The sequence below is a fragment of the Candidatus Endoriftia persephonae genome, assembly GCF_023733635.1.
Lineage (GTDB): Bacteria > Pseudomonadota > Gammaproteobacteria > Chromatiales > Chromatiaceae > Endoriftia > Endoriftia persephonae.
The window spans coordinates 2,536,860-2,555,288 of record NZ_CP090569.1; the positions used below are offsets into that span (position 1 = coordinate 2,536,860).

Sequence of the window (18,429 nt, forward strand, 5' to 3'; positions counted from 1 at the left end):
TAAGGTCACTATTCCCGCATCTTGGATTGGGCCACATTATTGCAGTTTTAGAGTGAGGTTCGGATGACCAGCAAAAGAGTCTGTATTCTCGGTGGAAGCGGATTTGTAGGGCAACATCTGGTTGCCCGACTCGGCAACAAAGGCATCAGCAGTCGGGTCATCACCCGCCATCCGCAGCGCCACCGCCAGCTAAAAGTGATCCCAGGCACCGAACTGGTCAAAAGCAACATTTTCGATAGGGCCGCACTCAGCCGTCAATTCCAGGGCTGCGACGCCGTCATCAACCTGATCGGCACTCTCAACGAGACTACTGGCCAGAGTTTCCACCGCCTGCACGTGGAGCTGGTGGATGTGGTGGTCGAGGCCTGTCGCAGCGCGGGCATCAAACGCCTGTTGCACATGAGCGCGCTGAACGCCAGCGAGGCCAATGGTTCCAGCCACTACCTACGCACCAAAGGTGAGGGCGAAAGCTGGGCGCACACCCGCGGCGGCGGCTTCGCCGCAGTCACCAGCTTCCGACCCTCGGTGATCTTCGGCCCCGGCGACAGCTTCTTCAACCGTTTCGCCGGCCTGCTGGAACGCGCCCCGCTGCTGTTTCCGCTGGCCTGCGCCGAGAGCCGCTTCGCCCCAGTCTATGTGGGTGATGTGGTAGAGGCATTCAGCCAAGCGCTGGACGACAGCCGCACCTTCGGCCACCACTATGACCTGTGCGGCCCGCGCAGTTTCAGCCTGGGGGAACTGGTGAGCTACACCGCCCAGACCATCGGCAAACAGCGCATCCTGATGGAGCTGGGCGACAGCGCAGCCCGCCTACAGGCCAGGGTGATGGAAAAGCTGCCCGGCAAGCCCTTTACCATGGACAACTACCTGTCGCTGCAGAGCGACAGCGTCTGCGACGAAAACGGTCTCGAGCAGCTTGGCATCAAGCCCATCGATATCGAAGCCGTGGTGCCACTCTACCTCGCCCACCAACGCCAAAGGGACCGCCTCTACCAATTTCGCCAGCCCCGGGGATGAGCGCCGCTGATCAGGCCCTGGAGATCCTCCGCGAGACCTTCGGCTACCAGCAGTTCCGCGGCCAGCAGGCCGAGATCATCCAGCAGTTGAGCGAAGGCGGCGACGCGCTGGTGATTATGCCCACCGGCGGCGGCAAATCCCTCTGCTACCAGATCCCCTCACTGCTCCGCGACGGCGTCGGCATCATCGTCTCACCGCTGATTGCGCTGATGCAGGATCAGGTGGCGGCGCTCAACGAGCTCGGCATCCAGGCTGCCTTCCTCAACTCGACCCTGGAGCCACAGGCCGCCGCCCAAATCGAGACCGAGCTGCGCTCAGGCACTCTCGACCTGCTCTACCTGGCGCCAGAGCGCTTGCTGCAGCCCCGCACCCTGAAGCTGCTCGCACAGAGTCCGATCGCCCTGTTCGCCATCGACGAGGCCCACTGCGTCTCCCAGTGGGGTCACGACTTCCGCCCTGAATATATCCAGCTCTCGCTACTGCAGGAGCGTTTCCCACAGATCCCGCGCATCGCCCTCACCGCCACCGCCGACGAAACCACCCGCCGAGAGATCGCCACACGACTCGGCCTCGAGCAGGCACCACAGTTTGTCAGCGGCTTCGACCGTCCCAACATCCGCTACCATATCGGCCAACATGAGCGTCAACGCGACGCCCTCTGGCAGTTTCTGCAGCGTGAACACCCCAGCGATGCAGGCATCGTCTACTGCTTGTCACGCAAGAAGGTCGAATCGGTCAGCGAATGGCTCAGTAACAAGGGGCGCAGCGCCTTGCCCTATCACGCTGGACTGCCGCACCAGCTGCGAGAACAGCATCAGGCGCGCTTTCTCAAGGAAGAAGGGGTGATCATCGTCGCCACCATCGCCTTCGGCATGGGCATCGACAAGCCCGACGTGCGCTTCGTCGCCCATCTCGACCTGCCCAAGAGCATCGAGGCCTACTATCAGGAGACAGGTCGCGCCGGTCGCGATGGTGAGTCCGCCAACGCCTGGATGAGCTACGGCTTGCAGAACGTCATCACCCTACGACAGATGATCGAACAGTCCGACGCCCCGGAGGCTCAACAGACAGTGGAGCGGCGCAAGCTCGATGCAATGCTCGGCCTGTGCGAGATTACCAGCTGCCGCCGTCAGGCACTGATCGCCTACTTCGACGACCAACTGGATGCCGCCTGCGGCAACTGTGACAACTGCCTACTACCGCCCGAGACTTGGGACGCCAGCGAGGCGGCGCAGAAGGCCCTCTCCGCTGTCTACCGCACCGGCCAGCGCTTCGGCGTCAACTACCTGATCGACGTGCTGCATGGCGCCGACAGCGAACGCATCCGCAACTTCGGTCACCAGCAGCTCTCAGTCTACGGCATCGGCAAGGAGTTCAGCGGTCCAGAATGGCGTTCAATCTTCAGACAGCTAGTGGTACGCGGCCTGCTGGCGGTCGACATCCAAGGTTACGGCGGCCTGCGCCTCACCGAGCAGGCCCGACCAGTGCTGCGCGGCGAGACCCGGCTCGATCTGCGCCGCGAACGAAAGCCCGAGAAGATCAAAAAGAAAAAGGTGCAGCGGCGCTTCAGTGACCCAGCCGACCTAGAGCTGTGGGAGGATCTACGCACCCTACGCAAGGAGCTGGCCGAGGAGCAGGGGGTACCGCCCTACGTGATCTTCCACGACGCCACCCTGGCAGAGATGGTGATCTGGCGCCCGGAGACCCCCGCCGCGCTGCTCAACATCGACGGCGTCGGCCAAGCCAAACTGGAACACTATGGGGAGGAGTTCCTCGAGCTGATCCGCCAGGCCGAACCGGCGGCTCCCGAGACCCATCATTGAACATCAGATGATCGGCCGAAGGGGTTGGCGTCAAAGCGCCCCAATCACATTGCTATTCCCACCACTCTCTATGCGGTTTGACTCCGATCCCTGGGGTTACAAGAAGCCCATCCGTCGCTTTGGCATGGACCGTTCCAGGTAGGCCTGCAGCTCATCGTACTGGCCGCTGCTATTGGCGTATTCAACGTAGCTTTTAGCGGTTTCCAGCCACTCACGGGTAGAGGGTTTGACCTGCTTCAGAGCAATCTGCAAGTCGTTCATGGTCAGCTGCCGCTCTTCACCTGTCTCCATGATCTCTTCCAGCACCCGTTCGATGGCCCGGTCGATCAGACCGGCGATGTCAGCGCCGGAAAAGTGCGGAGTGGCCTGCGCCAGCTCATCCACGTCAATCGACTCGACCGGCAGTCCCTCTAGTTTGATACGGAAAATCGCCGCCCGGGCTCTGGTGTCGGGTGGTGGAACGAAGATCACCCGGTCGAAACGCCCCGGGCGCTTGAAGGCGTTGTCCACATCCCAGACCGCGTTAGTGGCCGCTAGCACCAGGATATTGTCGTTGTCCGAGGCCAGTCCATCGAGTTCGGAGAGAAACTTGTTGACCGTGGTGCTGATAGTGCTGTGGCGCGACAGGGTGCGGTTGCGCCCCAGCGCATCGATCTCATCGAAGAAGATCACCGCCGGACGGCTAGCCCGGGCGGCCTGAAACAGAGCGGCGATATTCTTTTCGCTGTTGCCCATCCACATATCGAGGATATCGTCGATCTCGACATTGAAGAAGTGGGCACCGCACTCCCGGGCGATAGCGCGGGCAAAGAAGGTCTTGCCGCAACCCGGCGGGCCGTAGAGCATGATGCCGCCGCCAGCGCGCTTGCCAAACTTGCGGAACAGCTCGGGATTCTTGAACGGCTGGATGATCTTCATCCGCGCCTCACGCTTCAGCTCATCCATGCCGCCGATATCATCAAAGCCGATCGGGTTCGACGCCGGGGCAATCGGGGTGAACAGTAGTGCCTCATCCCCCTCCTGATTGACTGGAATTCGTTCTTTTTCACTCATCAGCATCTACCTAACCAAAGAGGTCGGAGTGAAGCCGCCCCGACCACATCACTATTCCCACCGCACTCTATGCGGTTTGACTCCGCCCCCTGGCGTACTACTCGGGTGACATCATTTGAAATAACTCAAATACCATTTGTTGAGGACGACCGACTGCAACACCACGACCAGTGCCCCGCCCCCCAGCGCGACCGCAGGATGCTTGCCAGCCAACGACAGGATGACACCTCCCAGCAGTAGATGGATGAGAAAGGGAAACAAAAAACTCCACAGATGCCTCATGCGATGATAGATCAGCATGATCAGCGGCCCAAACAGGGCATTACGAAACTCCACGGGTAACCCGCCCCGTTCTGCGATACCCGCAATGAGTGCGCCGATCACGATAAGCAGTGTCCAGCCATTGGCGTGGTCGCGCCAAAACTCATCCGCCTTATGCCGCAGCGATCCCTGCTGGTAGTGGAAATGGACTCGGCGCGCCAGTCTGGCGAAAAATTTGCCGATGATCTGCAACGAGCGACCCGCCGCCAGCAGATAGCCGGTCACCAGAGAGAGAATGATCAGGGCAACCCCATCCTTGTTCCCCCCGTAAGAGAGAAACAGGCCGGCAACCAGCGGGGCGATGAGCAGGGCGAGCAACAGCGTCGATCCACGCCGGCGCGCCGTCAGGGTTCGGTGCGCTTTCTGCACATACGGGTCGGTGGGATGCTGGCGCAATACCCGCTCCAGCAACATCTGCTTGCGGGGAAGCGCGGATGTACGGTCGGCGCTGATCAGCAACAGGTTGCAGTTTTCGGGATCGATCGCCAGCGCCTCGTCCAGATGCCGCCGTGATTCACTGCCACGATTCTGGAAATAGCGTACCTCCGCCAGACAGCCGATATAGTCGGCGTCATCCGGCTCCAGGGCCAGTGCCGCCTGGATGCTCTTTTCCGCCGAATGGACCGCCCGCCGATGCAGATGGGCGATGGCCTTCAGATAGTGGGCGAAGGCGTGATCAGGCGCCTTGTCCAGGGCAATATCAAGCTGCTCCAGCGCCTTCAGCGGCAGGGAGCTGCCAATATAGGCGCAGGCGAGCGCGGCACGGATCCTGGCGCTGTCATATCCCTTGCCGATGGCTTGTTCGCCATAGTGGATCGCCTGACGGTTGTCATCTTTTTGCAGCAGCGCCTGCATCACCAGCAGATGGGCGTATTCCTGACCGGTAGAGCCCCCGGTAGCGAGCAGGGGCAGCAACAGCTCCAGCGCTGCATCCAGGCGACCGGCCTCAATGAGCAGCTCCGCCCGCTTCATTGCTCGATCATCACTCATCGCCGCAATGTAGAGTTGAGGTGATCGATTGTCAAAATCGGGTAATATCCTCGGTTCGAGGTCAAGGGGTCGGAGATCAGGGGCACCATGGACTCGGCCATACACCGACCTCAAATTGATGATTCGCTGTATCTATGCCGGCTTTTCGATATGGGAAACCTACCGTTCCAGGCCGAGAACAGTCATTACCAAACAGCATCAACTCTTGATCCCCACCCCACGCCGCAACAACTCCAGCGAGAAGGCGGCCAGCACCACAATAAACAGCAGGATGATCGCCAACGCCGTGCCGATCTGAATATCTGAGGTGCCCAGCAGGCCGTAGCGAAAGGCGTTGACCATGTAGAGCACCGGATTGGCCAGCGAAAGATCACGCCAGAACTCAGGCAGCAGCGCCACCGAGTAGAAGACCCCACCGAGATAGGTGAGCGGGGTCAGCACAAAGGTCGGCACGATCGAGATATCGTCAAAGCTGTTGGCGAACACCGCATTGATAAAGCCCGCCAAGGCAAACAGCAGCGCGGTCAACAGAACCACCAGCAGGGTCAACCCATAGCTGTGGATCTGCAGATCGCTGAAGAACAGCGACACCAGGGTCACCACCACCCCCACCACTAGCCCCCGCGCCACCCCGCCACTGACATAACCCGCCAGCACCACCCAATGGGGCACAGGCGCGATCATCAGCTCATCGACGTAACGCTGATACTTTGCGCTGTAGAAGGAGGAGACCACATTCGAGTAGGAGTTCTGGATCACCGTCATCAGGATCAGCCCGGGCACGATGAAGTCGATATAGCGGAAGCCATCCATCTCGCCGATGCGCGCGCCGATCAGGGTGCCGAAGATGACAAAGTAGAGGCTGGTAGTGATCGCCGGCGGCAGCACTGTCTGCACCCAGATGCGGCTGAAGCGCAGTACCTCCTTGACCAGGATGGTCCAGTAGGCGGTGCGATAGCGTTGCCAACGATTCATGAGCCCACCCCGTTTGCCCGGTCCTGATTCACCATATCGATAAAGAGTTGTTCCAGCCGGTTCTGCTTGTTACGCATGCTGGTCACCTCGATACCGTGGCGCGACAGCGCCTCGAACAGGCCGTTGATGGTCTGTTCGCGGCTCACCTCCACCTCCAGGGTGCACTCGTCCAGGTGACGCAACACAAAGCCGCCCAGCTCCGGCAGCTGCGCCAGCTTGTCACGCAGATTGAGCACAAAGGTCTCGGTGCGCAGCTCGCGCAGCAACTGATCGACGCTGGAGCGCTCGACGATGCGACCCTGGTTGATGATGGCAACATTGCGGCAAAGCTGCTCCGCCTCCTCCAGATAGTGGGTGGTGAGAATGATGGTGGTGCCCTGACTGTTGATCTCCTGCAGGAACGCCCACATCGAACGGCGGATCTCGATATCGACCCCGGCGGTGGGCTCATCCAGGATCAGCAGCCGGGGCTGGTGGATCAGGGCACGGGCAATCATCAGGCGGCGCTTCATGCCGCCGGAGAGCTCGCGCGCCTGACTGGTTCGTTTCTCCCACAGATCGAGCTGTTTCAGATAGCGCTCGGCACGACGGAACGCCTCGCGCCGAGGCACCCCGTAGTAACCCGCCTGATTGACCAGGATCTCCACCGCCGGCTCCCAGACATTGAAGTTGAACTCCTGAGGCACCAGGCCGATGCACTGCTTGGCCGCCTCCGGATCCCTATCAAGATCGTGGCCGAACACTGCCACCCGCCCGCGGCTCTTGTTCACCAGCGAGGCGATGATACCGATGGCGGTGGACTTACCCGCCCCGTTAGGGCCAAGCAGGGCGAAAAAGTCCCCCCGTTCCACCTCCAGATCGACACCCTTGAGGGCCTCGAAGCCGTTGCGATAAGTCTTATGGAGTTGCTGGATAGAGAGTGCGGTCATGGATCGTGGGTGTAGGGCGCGGTTACAACAAAGCGCCATTCTAGCGCCAAAACAGCCGAGAAAAACTGGTGATCTGAGATGATTTACCTCGCCGCATCCCACTCACCCCAATCCAACGCGGCAGAGGCCAACTTGACTTGACCGACCGGTCCACTAGAATCAATCGCCATGAACGCCGATCGCGACACCCGCCGACTGATCCTGAAGAGCGCCCGGGATTTGATCTACTCCCGCAGCTACTCCGAGGTGGGAGTGGCGGCGATCTGCGAGCGCGCCGGGATCAAAAAGGGCAGCTTCTACCACTTCTTCCCCTCCAAACGCGACCTGACCCTGGCGGTGATCGACGAGTTCTTCGTTGAACTCAAACAGCAGATCTTCGAACAGGCCTTTGCCACCGATCTGCCACCACTACAGCGCCTGCTGCGGCTGGTGGAGCTTGGTTATCTGTTCCAGAAAGAGATCGCCCAGACTCTCGGCCAGACCCTAGGCTGCCCGTTCGGCAACCTAGCCGCAGAGATGAGCACCCAGGATGAGCCTATCCGGCAGAAGGTCGAGCGGGTCTTCGAGATGATGGAGGGGCGTCTGGCAGAGACCCTGCAGGCGGCCGAGGCACACGGGGATATCAAAGATGTCGATATACCCGCCACCGCCCAGGCGATGCTCGCCTACATCGAGGGCATCATGCTGATGGCGAAGACCCGCAACGATCCCCAAGTGATCCGCCAGCTCGGCCCGGCGATGGCCGAGATCCGTATCCGCAAAACGGTTTAACCCCCCATAACAGAGGAGAGATGACCCAGCACCGCTTTGGCTCGACACTTGACCGACCGGTCTACTATGAGCGAAGAAATTGACCCTATCGCAAGCCAACCAAAGCCTCGAAGTCCAAAATCAATCAGGAGCAACACAATGAACAACTTGAACCCCCTACCCTTGGATGAGAATGGCGACCTCAACGCCTGGTTCGACCAGCGTTTTGAGGAGAAGATGGCGCAGCGTGAGGCGGCCCACACTCCGTCGATGACCATCATCGCCACCAAGGGCACCCTCGACATGGCCTACCCCCCCTTCATCCTCGCCTCCAGCGCCGCCGCCCTCGGCTGGGATGTCGCGATTTTCTTCACCTTCTACGGCCTATCGCTGTTGAAACGCGACCTTGACCTGCAGGTTACCCCGCTCGGCAATCCGGCGATGCCGATGATCATGCCCAAGGGCTCGGGCTGGCTCTCTGGCAGGCAGATCCAGCTGCCCACCAGCGTGATGGCCAACCTGCCCGGCTTTCAGCGGATGGCGAGCCAGATGATGAAAAAGGGGATGGCACAGAAGGGGGTCGCCTCCATTGAAGAGCTGCGCGAACTCAGTATCGAGGCGGAGGTGAAGATGATCGCCTGCCAGATGACTGTCGAGCTGTTCGACTGGCAGCGCACCGATTTTGTCGACGAGATCGACGACTGGGTGGGGGCCGCCGGCTTCCTGCCCATTGCACAGAAGGCTGACGTCAATCTGTTTGTTTAATCCCCTTTAAATCCACGCAAGGCGTCCAACACCATGTCACTCATCATCCCCCCGAACAGAACGATGGCATCGTCGCCGAGGTCTATAACGAGATCCAGCAGATGCACGATGTCAGCCAGGAGCAGATCGAGACGATGAAGCAAGGCCCGGCCCAGGCACCTCTGGATGCAAAGGAGCCGACGCTGCTGCAGTGTGTACTAAAGGCAGTCGGCGACTCCAATTCAATCGCCGCAGAGGATATCAAACAGCTGAAGACAGCCGGCTGCAGCGAGTGGGAGATCTTCGATGCGCTCGCCCACGGCTCACGCCAGGTGAGCCAGCGACATCATGTTGAATGCGTTCTGGGTGGAGGCGGATCTGCATTAGCTCTCTCCGCCTGCGGCACGAACCAGTCCACCCGGGATCTTCGCGCCGCGAGCGGCACTTCCTACCGCAGACGCTGGCCGACCTCCTGCCACAACACCTCATAGGCCTTGGCAGCGGGGGATCGGTGGGCAAACTCGGCCACCGGCATGCGGTAGATGCCCATGCGCTCCACATCCGAGGCGTAGGGGATGACGCTCTTCAGCAGCTCGCCATGGGCGTCGGGCAGGCTCTGCATCACATCCAGGTGCATGCGTTTGCGTCGGTCGACCATGGAGAAGAAGGGCATCAGTTCAAACCCGGCGATGCGGTGCCCCTCGAGGAAGTCGAGCAGCTGTTTGAAGGTGCGCAGGGAGAGTGTGGTGGGGATCAGCGGCAGCAGCAGGCCATCGGCAGCACGGAAGATGTTCTCCGACACCAGCGAGATACTCGGCGGGCAGTCCAGAAAGATGTAGTCATACTCCTCCGAGAGCGGTCTCAACAACCGCAACAACTGCTTGGTCGGCTTCTTCGCCTCCTCCAGCTTGAGGTCCATGTTGCGGTAGGAGAAGTCTGCCGGCAGCAAGTCGAGGTTTTCAAAATCAGTCCCCTTGACCACCCGGTCCAGCTCGACCCGCCCATTCAGCAGCCCCTTGCCGCCACCCTTAACCTTCGGTTTGATACGAAAGTAGAAGGTAGCGGCAGCCTGGGGATCGAGGTCCCAAATCAGAGTACGGTAGCCTGCCCGGGCGCAGAGATAGGCGAGATTGACCGCGGTGGCAGTCTTACCGACGCCGCCCTTGATGTTGTATACACCGATAATCTTCATCCCATCACCCCTTCAACAACTGCGCAAAGGCGCTCTGGTTAGCCTGGCTGGAGAAGTCGGCAAACAGCGCGGCAAACTGCTCCCGCTGCGACTGCTGGCGCTGTAGTAGATCCCCCACCAGGATCCCCATCGCCATCAGGGTGGTGGCGGAGGCACCCTCCTGCAGCATCTGCTGACCCATCTGCTCCAGACTCTCTGCCTGCACCTGCAGATCCTGAAAATCCCCCAGGTTGTCGAGCAATATCTTCAGCGCCTTGATCAGATGTTTGATCTCTGCATTTGGGTAGAGGCTGCGGAAAAACTCCATCAGATAGCGCAGCTTCTTGCACTGCTTGCGCAAATCGTGCAGCGCTTCCGGCTCAGACTGCTCGGTGATCGCAAGGCCATCTTTGAGCACCCGACGATAGATCTTGCGGATGCGCTGATTCGCCACTTCGGGAATCGGCTGGCTTGCCATTGGCCCCTGCAACGACGCCGCCAGGGGCATCTCCAACCAGGCCCGCCAATCTTTCAGTAGCGTGCGGAAGTGTGGCGAGTTGAGCTTACGCACCATCGCCTTTTGCGCCTGCTTCTGGCGTTCGAGCAAGTAGCTGTGAAAGGGGTCAAGATCGTTACGCAGCAGCGCTGGCAGGCTCTGCCGGTAGCCGGAAAACTTCAGCAGATAGACATCCAGGTCGCGGGTCTCACCGGTGATCTGACCAACCCAGGCGAAACCATTTTTGAACGGCTCCAGCACCTCTGGATCGAACACCCCCTTGATCTGGCTCAACGCAGAGCGGGTGCGCCGCACCGCCACCCGTAGGTCGTGCAGAAACTCTGAGTCGATATCGGCGCGGGTGCCGTCGACGTTGGCTTCGATAGTGTCGAGCAGACCCAGCAGAATCTGTCGGGTGGCGCTGTCGGCCTCCTGGGCTGGATCCAGCTGGTAGTTGAGCTTCGAGGAGTAGTCCATTGGCCGTCGGCCAATACCCTCAAGGGCGGGCAAAAAACGGCTCAACGGTGAAGTCTTTAGCCCCAGTTCGGAAAGCAGATTCTCTACCCGGCTCAGATATTTATCGTAGCCCCTGACCGGCGAGAGCATCACGCTGTGCCCCAGATCACCCTCCTGTCTGGGTTGGACGGAATGAAACCGCTCACTGACCAAAGCAAGACGCAACACCGTCTTCTCTTCGCGGTTAAGTAACCGCAAGTGTTGCATCTCACGCTCCACCTTGACGATCGGTAGCAATGCCCGCATCGCCAGGGCACGCCGGAGTGGCTCGAACGCCTCGTCCGCAGGCAAGTCTGCGGCGAATACCGGGGCGCCGGCGACCTCCACACCACCGCTAATATCGTCGTTGTTGCGATCAAAGCACCAGAGGCGTTTGCATGCACCATCGTCCTGCAACAACAGCTCGCTATCCACCTGCCAGATGCGCCAGTCGAAACTCTCCAGATACTCCAGGCTCTGTTGGCGCCTGCCCACATCGAAAAAGCGAAACGACCGCTCCAGCTCTCTCCTTAGCATCTCCAGGTCCATCTCTTGGGGAAGTGCATACTGGATAGGGTGGCCGACCATCAACCTGCTCCTGAAATTGGCATCGGGCCAGGTTACAGAGCTGCTGACCACGAGGCAACAGATAGGGGAGAGATCGAGAGTTTCATAGGGCCAGGTAGAGCAGATTATGCTCGAAAGTGGCGGCGAATCCTGCTCGGCGGAGGCGCTGGCCAAACGGATTATGCGGCTGAAAAACGGGATCGACCGTATCTGCCTGGCAAAAATGCTTCGACCGTCGCAATATCACCAGGAGGGCCGTCAAATCAACTGACGACCCTCCAATGCCCGGCCTATGCTGGCGGGGATTAAACGTTGCTGTGCAGTTCCGCTGCCTGCAAGGTATTCTCCAGCAGGGTGGCGATGGTCATCGGGCCGACACCGCCGGGAACTGGCGTGATCCAGGCAGCTTTAGCCTTACAGGCCTCAAAGTCCACGTCGCCGCAGAGTTTGCCGCTCTCCAGCCGGTTGATGCCGACATCGATCACGATGGCGCCCGGCTTGATCCAATCCCCCTGAACAAAGTTGGCGCGACCAACGCCGGCGACCACAATATCGGCGTTGCGGCACTTTCCTTCCAGGTCTTTCGTCTTGCTGTGGCAGACGGTGATGGTACAGCGTGCTGCCAGCAGCTCTAGCGCCATCGGCCGGCCGACGATGTTGGACTGGCCGATAATCACCGCGTCCTTGCCCACCAGATCGACACCGGTGCGCGCCAACATGGTCATCACCCCCTTTGGGGTGCAGGGGCGCAGGATCGGCATGCGCAGACTCAGGCGGCCGACATTGTAGGGATGGAAACCATCCACGTCCTTGGTCGGCAGGATGCGTTCGATGACCGCTTCTTCATCGATCTGCTCGGGCAGCGGCAGCTGTACCAGAATGCCATCGATGGCCTCTTTTGCGTTGAGGCTGTCGATCAGGTTGAGCAGCTCTCCCTGGCTGGTGTCACCAGCGAGCTCGTGTAGTTCAGAGTAGAAGCCCACCTCTTCGCAGGAGCGGCGTTTGCTGCGCACGTAGACCTGGGAGGCGGGGTTTTCCCCCACCAGTACGACCGCGAGGCCTGGGCGCCGCAATCCCTGAGCAAGACGGGTCTCAACCTTGCTCTTGATCTCCTGTTTGATCTCGCTCGAGATGACCTTGCCGTCGAGGATCTGTGCACTCATTGATTCTGTATCCACAACTAAGGGTTGAAGGGAGCGGCAATGATAGCGTGATGGTCGAAGGCTGTCAGCGTCAGTAAAAACAGATTGGGATGAGAAAAGGCCGCTAGATGGCTGCTTTGCATGGCTGGGGAGATCGATTGCGATCTCCCCCTCAGACCCGGCTATTTGGAAGCCAGGGAATCGCTCTGTGGCGTTTCGGGCAGCGCCGGCGGTGAATAGAACGGATAGGAAGGATAACCGTAGTAGGGATGGCCATAATAGTAGGGCGAATAACCGTAGTACCAGGGATCATAATAGCCGTGGCCCCATCCGCTTCCGTGAAAACCAAAGGAGAAGCTGAAGCCTCCCCAACCATCACCATCCCACCAACTACCGGGGCCCCAACCCCACCATGCCTCAGCTGAGGTTGCCGGCACTGCGGTCAACGCGGCCACTGCGGCAGCGGTCAAGAGTCTGCGTGTCGCTTTCATACTGCACCTCCTGCGACGGTTTGCGGCTTTTATCTTTCACCTTCAATGTAGGCCGAAACGCCGGTGCCAATATTGCTACAGGTCAATCATATTAGTAATTTCTTATAAACTTTTTCGGCGTCTCCCTGCGCCAATAAAGTGAGATTATTCCGATGGCCACCAGCTCTGAGTAGATGGAAGGCAAAACAAAACAGGCCGGAACCGCTAGCGGCCCGGCCTGTTCAGACAGTGTCTTTTGAACTCCCGTCCGTTGTTATCAAACAGCCTCAGCAGGCGGCGCCAGCGGATCGGCACCCAAGGTGCCCACCAGACTGTTAAGGTAATCCTCTTCCTGCACTGCCAGCAATCGCTCTCGGGCGACCTCGAGCCGCTGCTCGATAGCCAGCCGTTCCGCTTCGTCGGCATAGCCAGGCTTGTCGAGGAACTCCTCCAGGTAGCTCACATTACGTTGCCACAATACGCTCTCGCGGGCCTGCTTCTCCTTCAGACGGCCCCGATACCAGTCGGACGCCAACAGGTAGTCGCGACTGAACATCTGGCGGATCGCCGGATCATGGGCGCTTTTCCCCTGGTATTCACCGGTCGCCATGATGTAGAGCAGCGCCTTCAACGGCGGGCAGGCCTCTTCAATGCTGCCATCATCCAGATACTGCCGGGCAACCCGTTGCTGCGCCTCGACGATGTTGTTGACACCATCGACAAACACCGCCATGCCCTGGCTCTCCGGCTTCAGGATTGCCTCGGTGAAGACCGCATTGGGATTGTCAAAGATCTTGCCAAGGAAACCATGCACAAAGCGGTCGGTGATGCGGTAACCGAGACGGCTTGCCAGCACCCGCTCGCCTTCGTAATCAAAATCCTCCAGCGGCTCGAGATAGCCCTTCTCGATCAGAAACTGCGGATCCCGCTCCTCCTCGGAGAGCCTCGCCCAGACCTCCGGGATCAGCAGGCTGATATCGTGATCCACCCGCACATCGGGGCCGATGTAGCCTGCCGAGCTGGAGAAGCCCGCATAGCCGGTGAGGATGAAAGAGACCAACGCATTGTTGAGGTCTGCGGTAGCGCGCAGCGCATTGAACGGCCCCTTGGTGAGTGCCCCTTCGCTACCTGCCCCGGTGGTGGAGGGCGACTTGCCAGTGAGGCTGCAGATGAAGTCCATGAAGAGTTCGGGCAGCTCCTGGTAGTGGATCGGATTGTAGACCGCCAGCGCGCGGATGCCCGGCTCCGGCGGATTGTTGCGCCGCCCGCAAAGCACCGCATCCACCGGATGGCAGAGCGGCTTGTCGAGCGGTAGTTTGCGATGAAAGCGGGCGCCGATCTCCGCCACATAGGACTGTAGCGGATTCGACAGATCAGGTCGGGTCTGCAGATAGCGCGGATTTTTACTCGGCTTGCCATCCACCAGACGCGGATGGGCGGAGGAGACTACATAGCCCGCGCCGTCATCACTGGCCGACTGCAGCAGTTTGCGCATCGGGTCGGTGAAGTTGCACAGCGTCAGCACATTGTCGACCACCGCGGCAAGCGATTCGCCAGTAAGCGGCTCGTAGTTAGCAAGAAAGTTATCCGGCTGTGTCATGTCCAGCTCGGTCTGCTTGTCGAAGCCGGGGTGGATCGCATCGTCCGGCCGCTGGAACAGGCGATACTCGCAGTTCTTCACCAGTTTGACGCTGCGCTTGGTGTTGATCGTCTCCGGACACCCCTCCAGCGCTGCCGCGGAGACCACCACTGAGGCGCTGATGTCGTCCTCCATCTGCACCTTGTCGGCGGCGATGAAATCCTGGCGCACCTTGAACAGACGCCACTTGTCGCCCTCGTCAAAACCGACCCGCAAATAGGAGCCGATGATCTGGCGATCGAACATCTTGACCTCGTGACCCGCAGCACCGTCGATCTCATCCACGGTGATATTACGGCGCCAGTTACTGCCCCATGAGTTGAGGTAGAAGCGCTTGATCATAAATACCAGCGCGAGGATGCGCGGCGGAATCAACGACAACCACTCGTTGTATTCGTCGGTATAGCTGGGCGATGGGGTCAGCAGCTTGATTACCGAACCCAGACTGCGCTCGGGATTGAGCGGCTTGCGGCTGGGATTCCGATCTTCATGTTCAAAGCCAGGTTTGAAGCGCTGTGAGTAGTCGCGTGAAAAGATCACCTCTACCCGGTCAAGGTCCGCCTGCAGATCGTCCACGAACAGCGGCCCGGAGATTACCGCGTCATCCAGGGACTTGGAGATCTCCGACTTGCCGCCACCGGAGACGGTGCTCGGTTTGTGGCAGAAGGTACCTTCCGGGTCGGTGCCGATGAGACGCCAGGAGGGGGCATCCGGATGCTTCGACATCTCCACTTTGTAGCCGTTGGGCTGGATATAGATCTTGCCCGGCTGGAGTCGAATGCGCTGCGGCTTGCCGTCACAGTCCCAGGTGATGCTCTGCTCCTGCAGATCCATGCGCAGATCCTGGGGCACATAGATCACTTCGGGGAAACGTTTGTCGATGGCGTGACCTTCAGGCTGCACCTCCATGATCTCGCCAAAGCTTTCGATCACCTCTGTGAGGCTGTAGCCCGGCTCGCGGGTGTGCGAGTCAACACCATATTCGAGGCCGTGGTTGCGCCGCGGAAAGGCCAACGCGCCGCCGGCGTGCTCCTCCTCCGCCAGACCGAACAGGTTGGCGGAGTAGCCGATCTGGGTCTTAACCTCTTTTTTGCAGTAACCGTAGTAGTTGTCGGCGAGGATGGTGACGATCACACCGCTGCGGTCCCGTGCGGTGATCTTGAACGCCTGGCCATCGTTATAGAGTTCATCCTCCGACTCCCAGCACATGCCCTCTCGACGCTGGCGCTCGCTAGCTTCATCCCGGTGCGGCAGACCCAGCTCCCGTTTGGTGAGGCGGGTCAGATGTGGCGCGAGAATCACGCAGCCGGTGGTGCCAGTCCAGTGATCCACGTCAAGGCCAGCATCGAACTCCGGCAGAAACGGGTTGCCACCATTGCCAAAGATGCTCTCGACAAAATCGAGGTTACTGACCAGGTTGCCGGGAGCAAAGAAGCGGATCTCCATGCTCTTTTCGCCATCTTGCCCTGGAATTTCAGGGCAGACCACTGGACGCATCAGCAACGAAACGAACATCTGCGCCGGCTCGGGCTGGGTCGCGGTAAAGGGAATAGTCAGCAGATCTTGGGGCGGATTGAGCGCGATCTTCAGCAGCCGTGCAAAGCTGAGGCGCGGCACCGCCTTTTTGTCGCCGGGGATCGGTAGGCCACCCTCAGCGATATGGAAGGATCCCTTGGTAGTGCGCCGGTCGCTGGCCGGATTGTGTAGCACACCCTGTTTAACCCGGTAACTGGTAACGATATCGGAACTGAATTTGTCTTCGCCCAGCGGCAGCGAGAGCTCCCGCGCCATGCCGTGGCGATCCAAAATAAAGGTCTGGCTGGGTAGTCTGGGGAGCGGCTCCTGTTCAACTCCGTCGAGATAGCGGTTGAGGAAGTTTTGGACGCGCTGATCCACCGGACAGAGGTAGTCGGCCAGTAGCCGATTCTTCTCCCGGTAACTCTTCAGCAGATCCTGTGCTGTGTGCATGAACTCATCGCTGAGGCCACCGGATACCGTAGGTTGTCCGGAAGAGGCCAGCTTCAGATTGATGTAGAGCTGAAGCTTCTGTTGTTCATCATCCCTGTCTTCGGCGCCTGATTTCAGACCGAGGGATCTTTCAAGGTCCATAACTGCTCCAATGATACAAATCGCGGGGAATCCTGCCTGATGGACAGCCAACATTCAAGCTGACCGAAGCGGGAAGCGCACCAACACAAGCCAACAAACACAACTTAACATGATGATTTTTATTGAAATATATAGAAAGACCGATTCTCTTACAGGGCTGAATCAAACACCAGGAAACGCCAGGCAGTGCTAGTCGGAAATATCCTTTGGATGGCCTGGATCAATAGCAAAGAGCAGATACCCTGACTAGAATGGCTTTTGTTGTGCTCACAATCACAGCCAGCGCTGCGCTGGCTGTGCTCCCAACCCAGCGAGGGCCCAAGCGTGACGGAAAAGAAGACAAACAAAGGGAAGATCAAGAAGATCGACAATAAGCGCTATGAAAAAGAGCTGTTCCGCCTGCAGCTTGAGCTAGTAAAACTCCAGGAGTGGATCAAGCATCAGGGGCTCAAGGTGGTGGTGATCTTCGAGGGGCGAGATGCGGCTGGTAAGGGCGGTGTAATTAAGCGGATCAACCAGCACCTCAATCCCCGCATCTGCCGCGTGGTCGCCCTACCCGCCCCCACAGAGCGGGAGAAGACCCAGTGGTATTTCCAGCGCTACGTGCCACATCTGCCCGCCGCCGGTGAGATGGTGCTGTTCGACCGCAGCTGGTACAACCGCGCCGGGGTCGAGCGAGTCATGGGGTTCTGTACCGAAGGGGAATACAGCGAATTTCTACGCTCCTGCCCGGAATTCGAGCGCATGCTGGTGCGCTCCGGCATCATCCTGATCAAATACTGGTTTTCGGTATCGGACGAGGAGCAGGAACGGCGTTTCCAGAGCCGGCTGGAAGAACCGCACAAACGCTGGAAACTGAGCCCAATGGATCTGGAGTCTCGTACCCGCTGGGTCGAGTATTCAAGGGCCAAGGATGAGATGTTTGCCCATACCGATATCAAGCAGGCCCCTTGGTATGTGGTCCATTCAGACATCAAAAAGCACGCCCGCCTCAACTGCATCAGCCACCTGTTGAGCATCATCCCTTACGAAGACCTGACCCCAGAACCGATCGAACTGCCGCAACGTCACGACAGCAGAGGCTATGTGCGCCCACCGATGTCGGACCAGACCTTCGTCCCGGAGACCTACCCCTGAGCACACAGACTCCGGGCACAAAAAAACGCCCGACCGGGGGACCGGCCGGGCACCTCTTCAGCTACAGATCACTGGGCTTTGATATAGGTCGCCAGGGCAGCCCGCTCCGCCTCACCAATCTCGGGGAAGCTCGGCATCACCATACCCCCTTCCGCGATCTTACCGGCGATCTCAGCCACTTCATGGTCAGAACCGGCAATCTTCAGCAGGAAGCCAAACTTGCCACTACCCTTTTCACCATGGCACGAGGCGCAGGCCTCGGCGAAGATCTGTTCAGGCGCACTACCTGCTACTGGTTTGTAATCGTTGGCACCGCCACAACCGGCTAGAGCACCGGCCATCACGGCAACCAGAGAAAAACGGATTGGATTGGTCATTGTGTTACTCCAAATTGAATTTGCGCTGACTGATAATGATCGTTCTGTTTTTATTGCCATCCCGATGCCGATCTGTCACAAATAGTCGATTAAATCTGCCTCCGGACAGCGCGAAAAGTATACCTGCATCCTGATTCCCGTTGTCTGGGAATTTCAACCGGTGAAGTGCCGCTTTTTGCGAACCAGGTACAGTTTTTCTATACCCAACCGGCATGCAGAAAGTG

General features: G+C 59.3%; 17 protein-coding genes. 7 read left to right on the forward strand and 10 right to left on the reverse strand.

Translation table 11 applies throughout. The features are described from left to right. Positions 1-63: 63 nt before the first annotated feature. Both L0Y14_RS11425 and recQ read left to right on the forward strand, forming a co-directional pair. A complete protein-coding gene (locus L0Y14_RS11425; RefSeq protein ID WP_006473963.1) occupies positions 64-1,017 on the forward strand; it encodes a complex I NDUFA9 subunit family protein in 954 nt (317 codons plus the stop codon). Beyond that, positions 1,014-2,840: a DNA helicase RecQ gene (gene recQ, locus L0Y14_RS11430; RefSeq protein WP_006473964.1), complete on the forward strand. Its 1,827-nt coding sequence runs from the start codon at positions 1,014-1,016 to the stop codon at positions 2,838-2,840. Before L0Y14_RS11425 ends, recQ begins: the two co-directional genes overlap by 4 nt. A 96-nt stretch (positions 2,841-2,936) precedes the next feature. Here the strand turns inward: recQ and L0Y14_RS11435 are convergent, their stop codons facing one another. The 4 genes from L0Y14_RS11435 to L0Y14_RS11450 all read right to left on the reverse strand — a co-directional run bounded on the left by L0Y14_RS11435 (position 2,937) and on the right by L0Y14_RS11450 (position 7,108). Continuing rightward, positions 2,937-3,893, reverse strand: a complete 957-nt coding sequence (locus L0Y14_RS11435; protein ID WP_240991583.1) for an ATP-binding protein — start codon at positions 3,891-3,893, stop codon at positions 2,937-2,939. Between the two features lie 111 nt (positions 3,894-4,004). Beyond that, complete coding sequence (locus L0Y14_RS11440) at positions 4,005-5,204, reverse strand: tetratricopeptide repeat protein (RefSeq protein ID WP_138921736.1); 1,200 nt, start codon at positions 5,202-5,204, stop codon at positions 4,005-4,007. 198 nt (positions 5,205-5,402) lie between these two features. Continuing rightward, positions 5,403-6,179 carry an ABC transporter permease gene (locus L0Y14_RS11445; protein WP_005965916.1) on the reverse strand — a complete coding sequence of 259 codons (777 nt, stop codon included), beginning with the start codon at positions 6,177-6,179 and terminating at the stop codon, positions 5,403-5,405. Continuing rightward, positions 6,176-7,108, reverse strand: coding sequence for an ABC transporter ATP-binding protein (locus tag L0Y14_RS11450; protein ID WP_006473966.1), 933 nt, complete (start codon positions 7,106-7,108; stop codon positions 6,176-6,178). The genes L0Y14_RS11445 and L0Y14_RS11450 overlap by 4 nt, the downstream gene beginning before the upstream one ends. Positions 7,109-7,276: 168 nt before the next feature. Here L0Y14_RS11450 and L0Y14_RS11455 point away from each other — a divergent pair, with 168 nt between their 5' ends. The 3 genes from L0Y14_RS11455 to L0Y14_RS11465 all read left to right on the forward strand — a co-directional run bounded on the left by L0Y14_RS11455 (position 7,277) and on the right by L0Y14_RS11465 (position 9,093). Beyond that, complete coding sequence (locus L0Y14_RS11455) at positions 7,277-7,879, forward strand: TetR/AcrR family transcriptional regulator (protein WP_006473967.1); 603 nt, start codon at positions 7,277-7,279, stop codon at positions 7,877-7,879. Between the two features lie 216 nt (positions 7,880-8,095). Further along, positions 8,096-8,623, forward strand: a complete 528-nt coding sequence (gene dsrE2, locus L0Y14_RS11460) for a sulfur carrier protein DsrE2 (RefSeq protein ID WP_478210064.1) — start codon at positions 8,096-8,098, stop codon at positions 8,621-8,623. 101 nt (positions 8,624-8,724) lie between these two features. Next, positions 8,725-9,093 (forward strand): hypothetical protein, encoded by a 369-nt coding sequence (locus L0Y14_RS11465; protein WP_006473969.1) that lies wholly within the window; start codon positions 8,725-8,727, stop codon positions 9,091-9,093. Here the strand turns inward: L0Y14_RS11465 and L0Y14_RS11470 are convergent. Continuing rightward, positions 9,051-9,794, reverse strand: a complete 744-nt coding sequence (locus L0Y14_RS11470; RefSeq protein WP_005965930.1) for a ParA family protein — start codon at positions 9,792-9,794, stop codon at positions 9,051-9,053. The genes L0Y14_RS11465 and L0Y14_RS11470 overlap by 43 nt on opposite strands. Before the next feature lie 4 nt (positions 9,795-9,798). Beyond that, the gene (locus tag L0Y14_RS11475; RefSeq protein ID WP_006473970.1) at positions 9,799-11,352 is read right to left on the reverse strand and encodes a CHAD domain-containing protein; all 1,554 of its coding nucleotides are present in this window, start codon (positions 11,350-11,352) and stop codon (positions 9,799-9,801) included. Between the two features lie 106 nt (positions 11,353-11,458). Between L0Y14_RS11475 and L0Y14_RS11480 the strand changes: the two genes are divergently transcribed. Further along, complete coding sequence (locus tag L0Y14_RS11480; protein WP_006473971.1) at positions 11,459-11,602, forward strand: hypothetical protein; 144 nt, start codon at positions 11,459-11,461, stop codon at positions 11,600-11,602. Positions 11,603-11,636: 34 nt separating this feature from the next. Here L0Y14_RS11480 and folD read toward each other — a convergent pair whose 3' ends face one another. From folD to L0Y14_RS11495, 3 genes are all read right to left on the reverse strand, one after another. Further along, positions 11,637-12,494: a bifunctional methylenetetrahydrofolate dehydrogenase/methenyltetrahydrofolate cyclohydrolase FolD gene (gene folD, locus L0Y14_RS11485; RefSeq protein WP_006473972.1), complete on the reverse strand. Its 858-nt coding sequence runs from the start codon at positions 12,492-12,494 to the stop codon at positions 11,637-11,639. A gap of 161 nt (positions 12,495-12,655) precedes the next feature. Further along, a complete protein-coding gene (locus tag L0Y14_RS11490) occupies positions 12,656-12,964 on the reverse strand; it encodes a sulfur globule family protein (RefSeq protein WP_081417773.1) in 309 nt (102 codons plus the stop codon). A gap of 256 nt (positions 12,965-13,220) precedes the next feature. Next, positions 13,221-16,691: a PPi-type phosphoenolpyruvate carboxykinase family protein gene (locus tag L0Y14_RS11495; RefSeq protein ID WP_006473974.1), complete on the reverse strand. Its 3,471-nt coding sequence runs from the start codon at positions 16,689-16,691 to the stop codon at positions 13,221-13,223. A 324-nt stretch (positions 16,692-17,015) separates the two neighbouring features. On the opposite strand from L0Y14_RS11495, the gene ppk2 reads away from it, so the two are divergent. Continuing rightward, positions 17,016-17,828 (forward strand): polyphosphate kinase 2, encoded by an 813-nt coding sequence (gene ppk2, locus L0Y14_RS11500; protein ID WP_006473975.1) that lies wholly within the window; start codon positions 17,016-17,018, stop codon positions 17,826-17,828. Between the two features lie 68 nt (positions 17,829-17,896). Here ppk2 and L0Y14_RS11505 read toward each other — a convergent pair whose 3' ends face one another. After that, entirely contained in the window at positions 17,897-18,205 is a 309-nt protein-coding gene (locus L0Y14_RS11505) for a c-type cytochrome (protein ID WP_006473976.1), read from the reverse strand. Positions 18,206-18,429 lie beyond the last annotated feature (224 nt).

Coding starts and splice junctions, on each gene's coding strand:
- dsrE2 (WP_478210064.1), top strand. CDS start 8,096: ATGGCGCAGCGTGAGGCGGCCCACACTCCGTCGATGACCATCATCGCC.
- L0Y14_RS11475 (WP_006473970.1), bottom strand. CDS start 11,352: ATGGTCGGCCACCCTATCCAGTATGCACTTCCCCAAGAGATGGACCTG.
- L0Y14_RS11480 (WP_006473971.1), top strand. CDS start 11,459: ATGCTCGAAAGTGGCGGCGAATCCTGCTCGGCGGAGGCGCTGGCCAAA.
- L0Y14_RS11425 (WP_006473963.1), top strand. CDS start 64: ATGACCAGCAAAAGAGTCTGTATTCTCGGTGGAAGCGGATTTGTAGGG.
- L0Y14_RS11450 (WP_006473966.1), bottom strand. CDS start 7,108: ATGACCGCACTCTCTATCCAGCAACTCCATAAGACTTATCGCAACGGC.
- L0Y14_RS11490 (WP_081417773.1), bottom strand. CDS start 12,964: ATGAAAGCGACACGCAGACTCTTGACCGCTGCCGCAGTGGCCGCGTTG.
- L0Y14_RS11435 (WP_240991583.1), bottom strand. CDS start 3,893: ATGAGTGAAAAAGAACGAATTCCAGTCAATCAGGAGGGGGATGAGGCA.
- L0Y14_RS11505 (WP_006473976.1), bottom strand. CDS start 18,205: ATGACCAATCCAATCCGTTTTTCTCTGGTTGCCGTGATGGCCGGTGCT.
- L0Y14_RS11455 (WP_006473967.1), top strand. CDS start 7,277: ATGAACGCCGATCGCGACACCCGCCGACTGATCCTGAAGAGCGCCCGG.
- L0Y14_RS11465 (WP_006473969.1), top strand. CDS start 8,725: ATGCACGATGTCAGCCAGGAGCAGATCGAGACGATGAAGCAAGGCCCG.
- recQ (WP_006473964.1), top strand. CDS start 1,014: ATGAGCGCCGCTGATCAGGCCCTGGAGATCCTCCGCGAGACCTTCGGC.
- L0Y14_RS11495 (WP_006473974.1), bottom strand. CDS start 16,691: ATGGACCTTGAAAGATCCCTCGGTCTGAAATCAGGCGCCGAAGACAGG.
- L0Y14_RS11445 (WP_005965916.1), bottom strand. CDS start 6,179: ATGAATCGTTGGCAACGCTATCGCACCGCCTACTGGACCATCCTGGTC.
- folD (WP_006473972.1), bottom strand. CDS start 12,494: ATGAGTGCACAGATCCTCGACGGCAAGGTCATCTCGAGCGAGATCAAA.
- L0Y14_RS11470 (WP_005965930.1), bottom strand. CDS start 9,794: ATGAAGATTATCGGTGTATACAACATCAAGGGCGGCGTCGGTAAGACT.
- L0Y14_RS11440 (WP_138921736.1), bottom strand. CDS start 5,204: ATGAGTGATGATCGAGCAATGAAGCGGGCGGAGCTGCTCATTGAGGCC.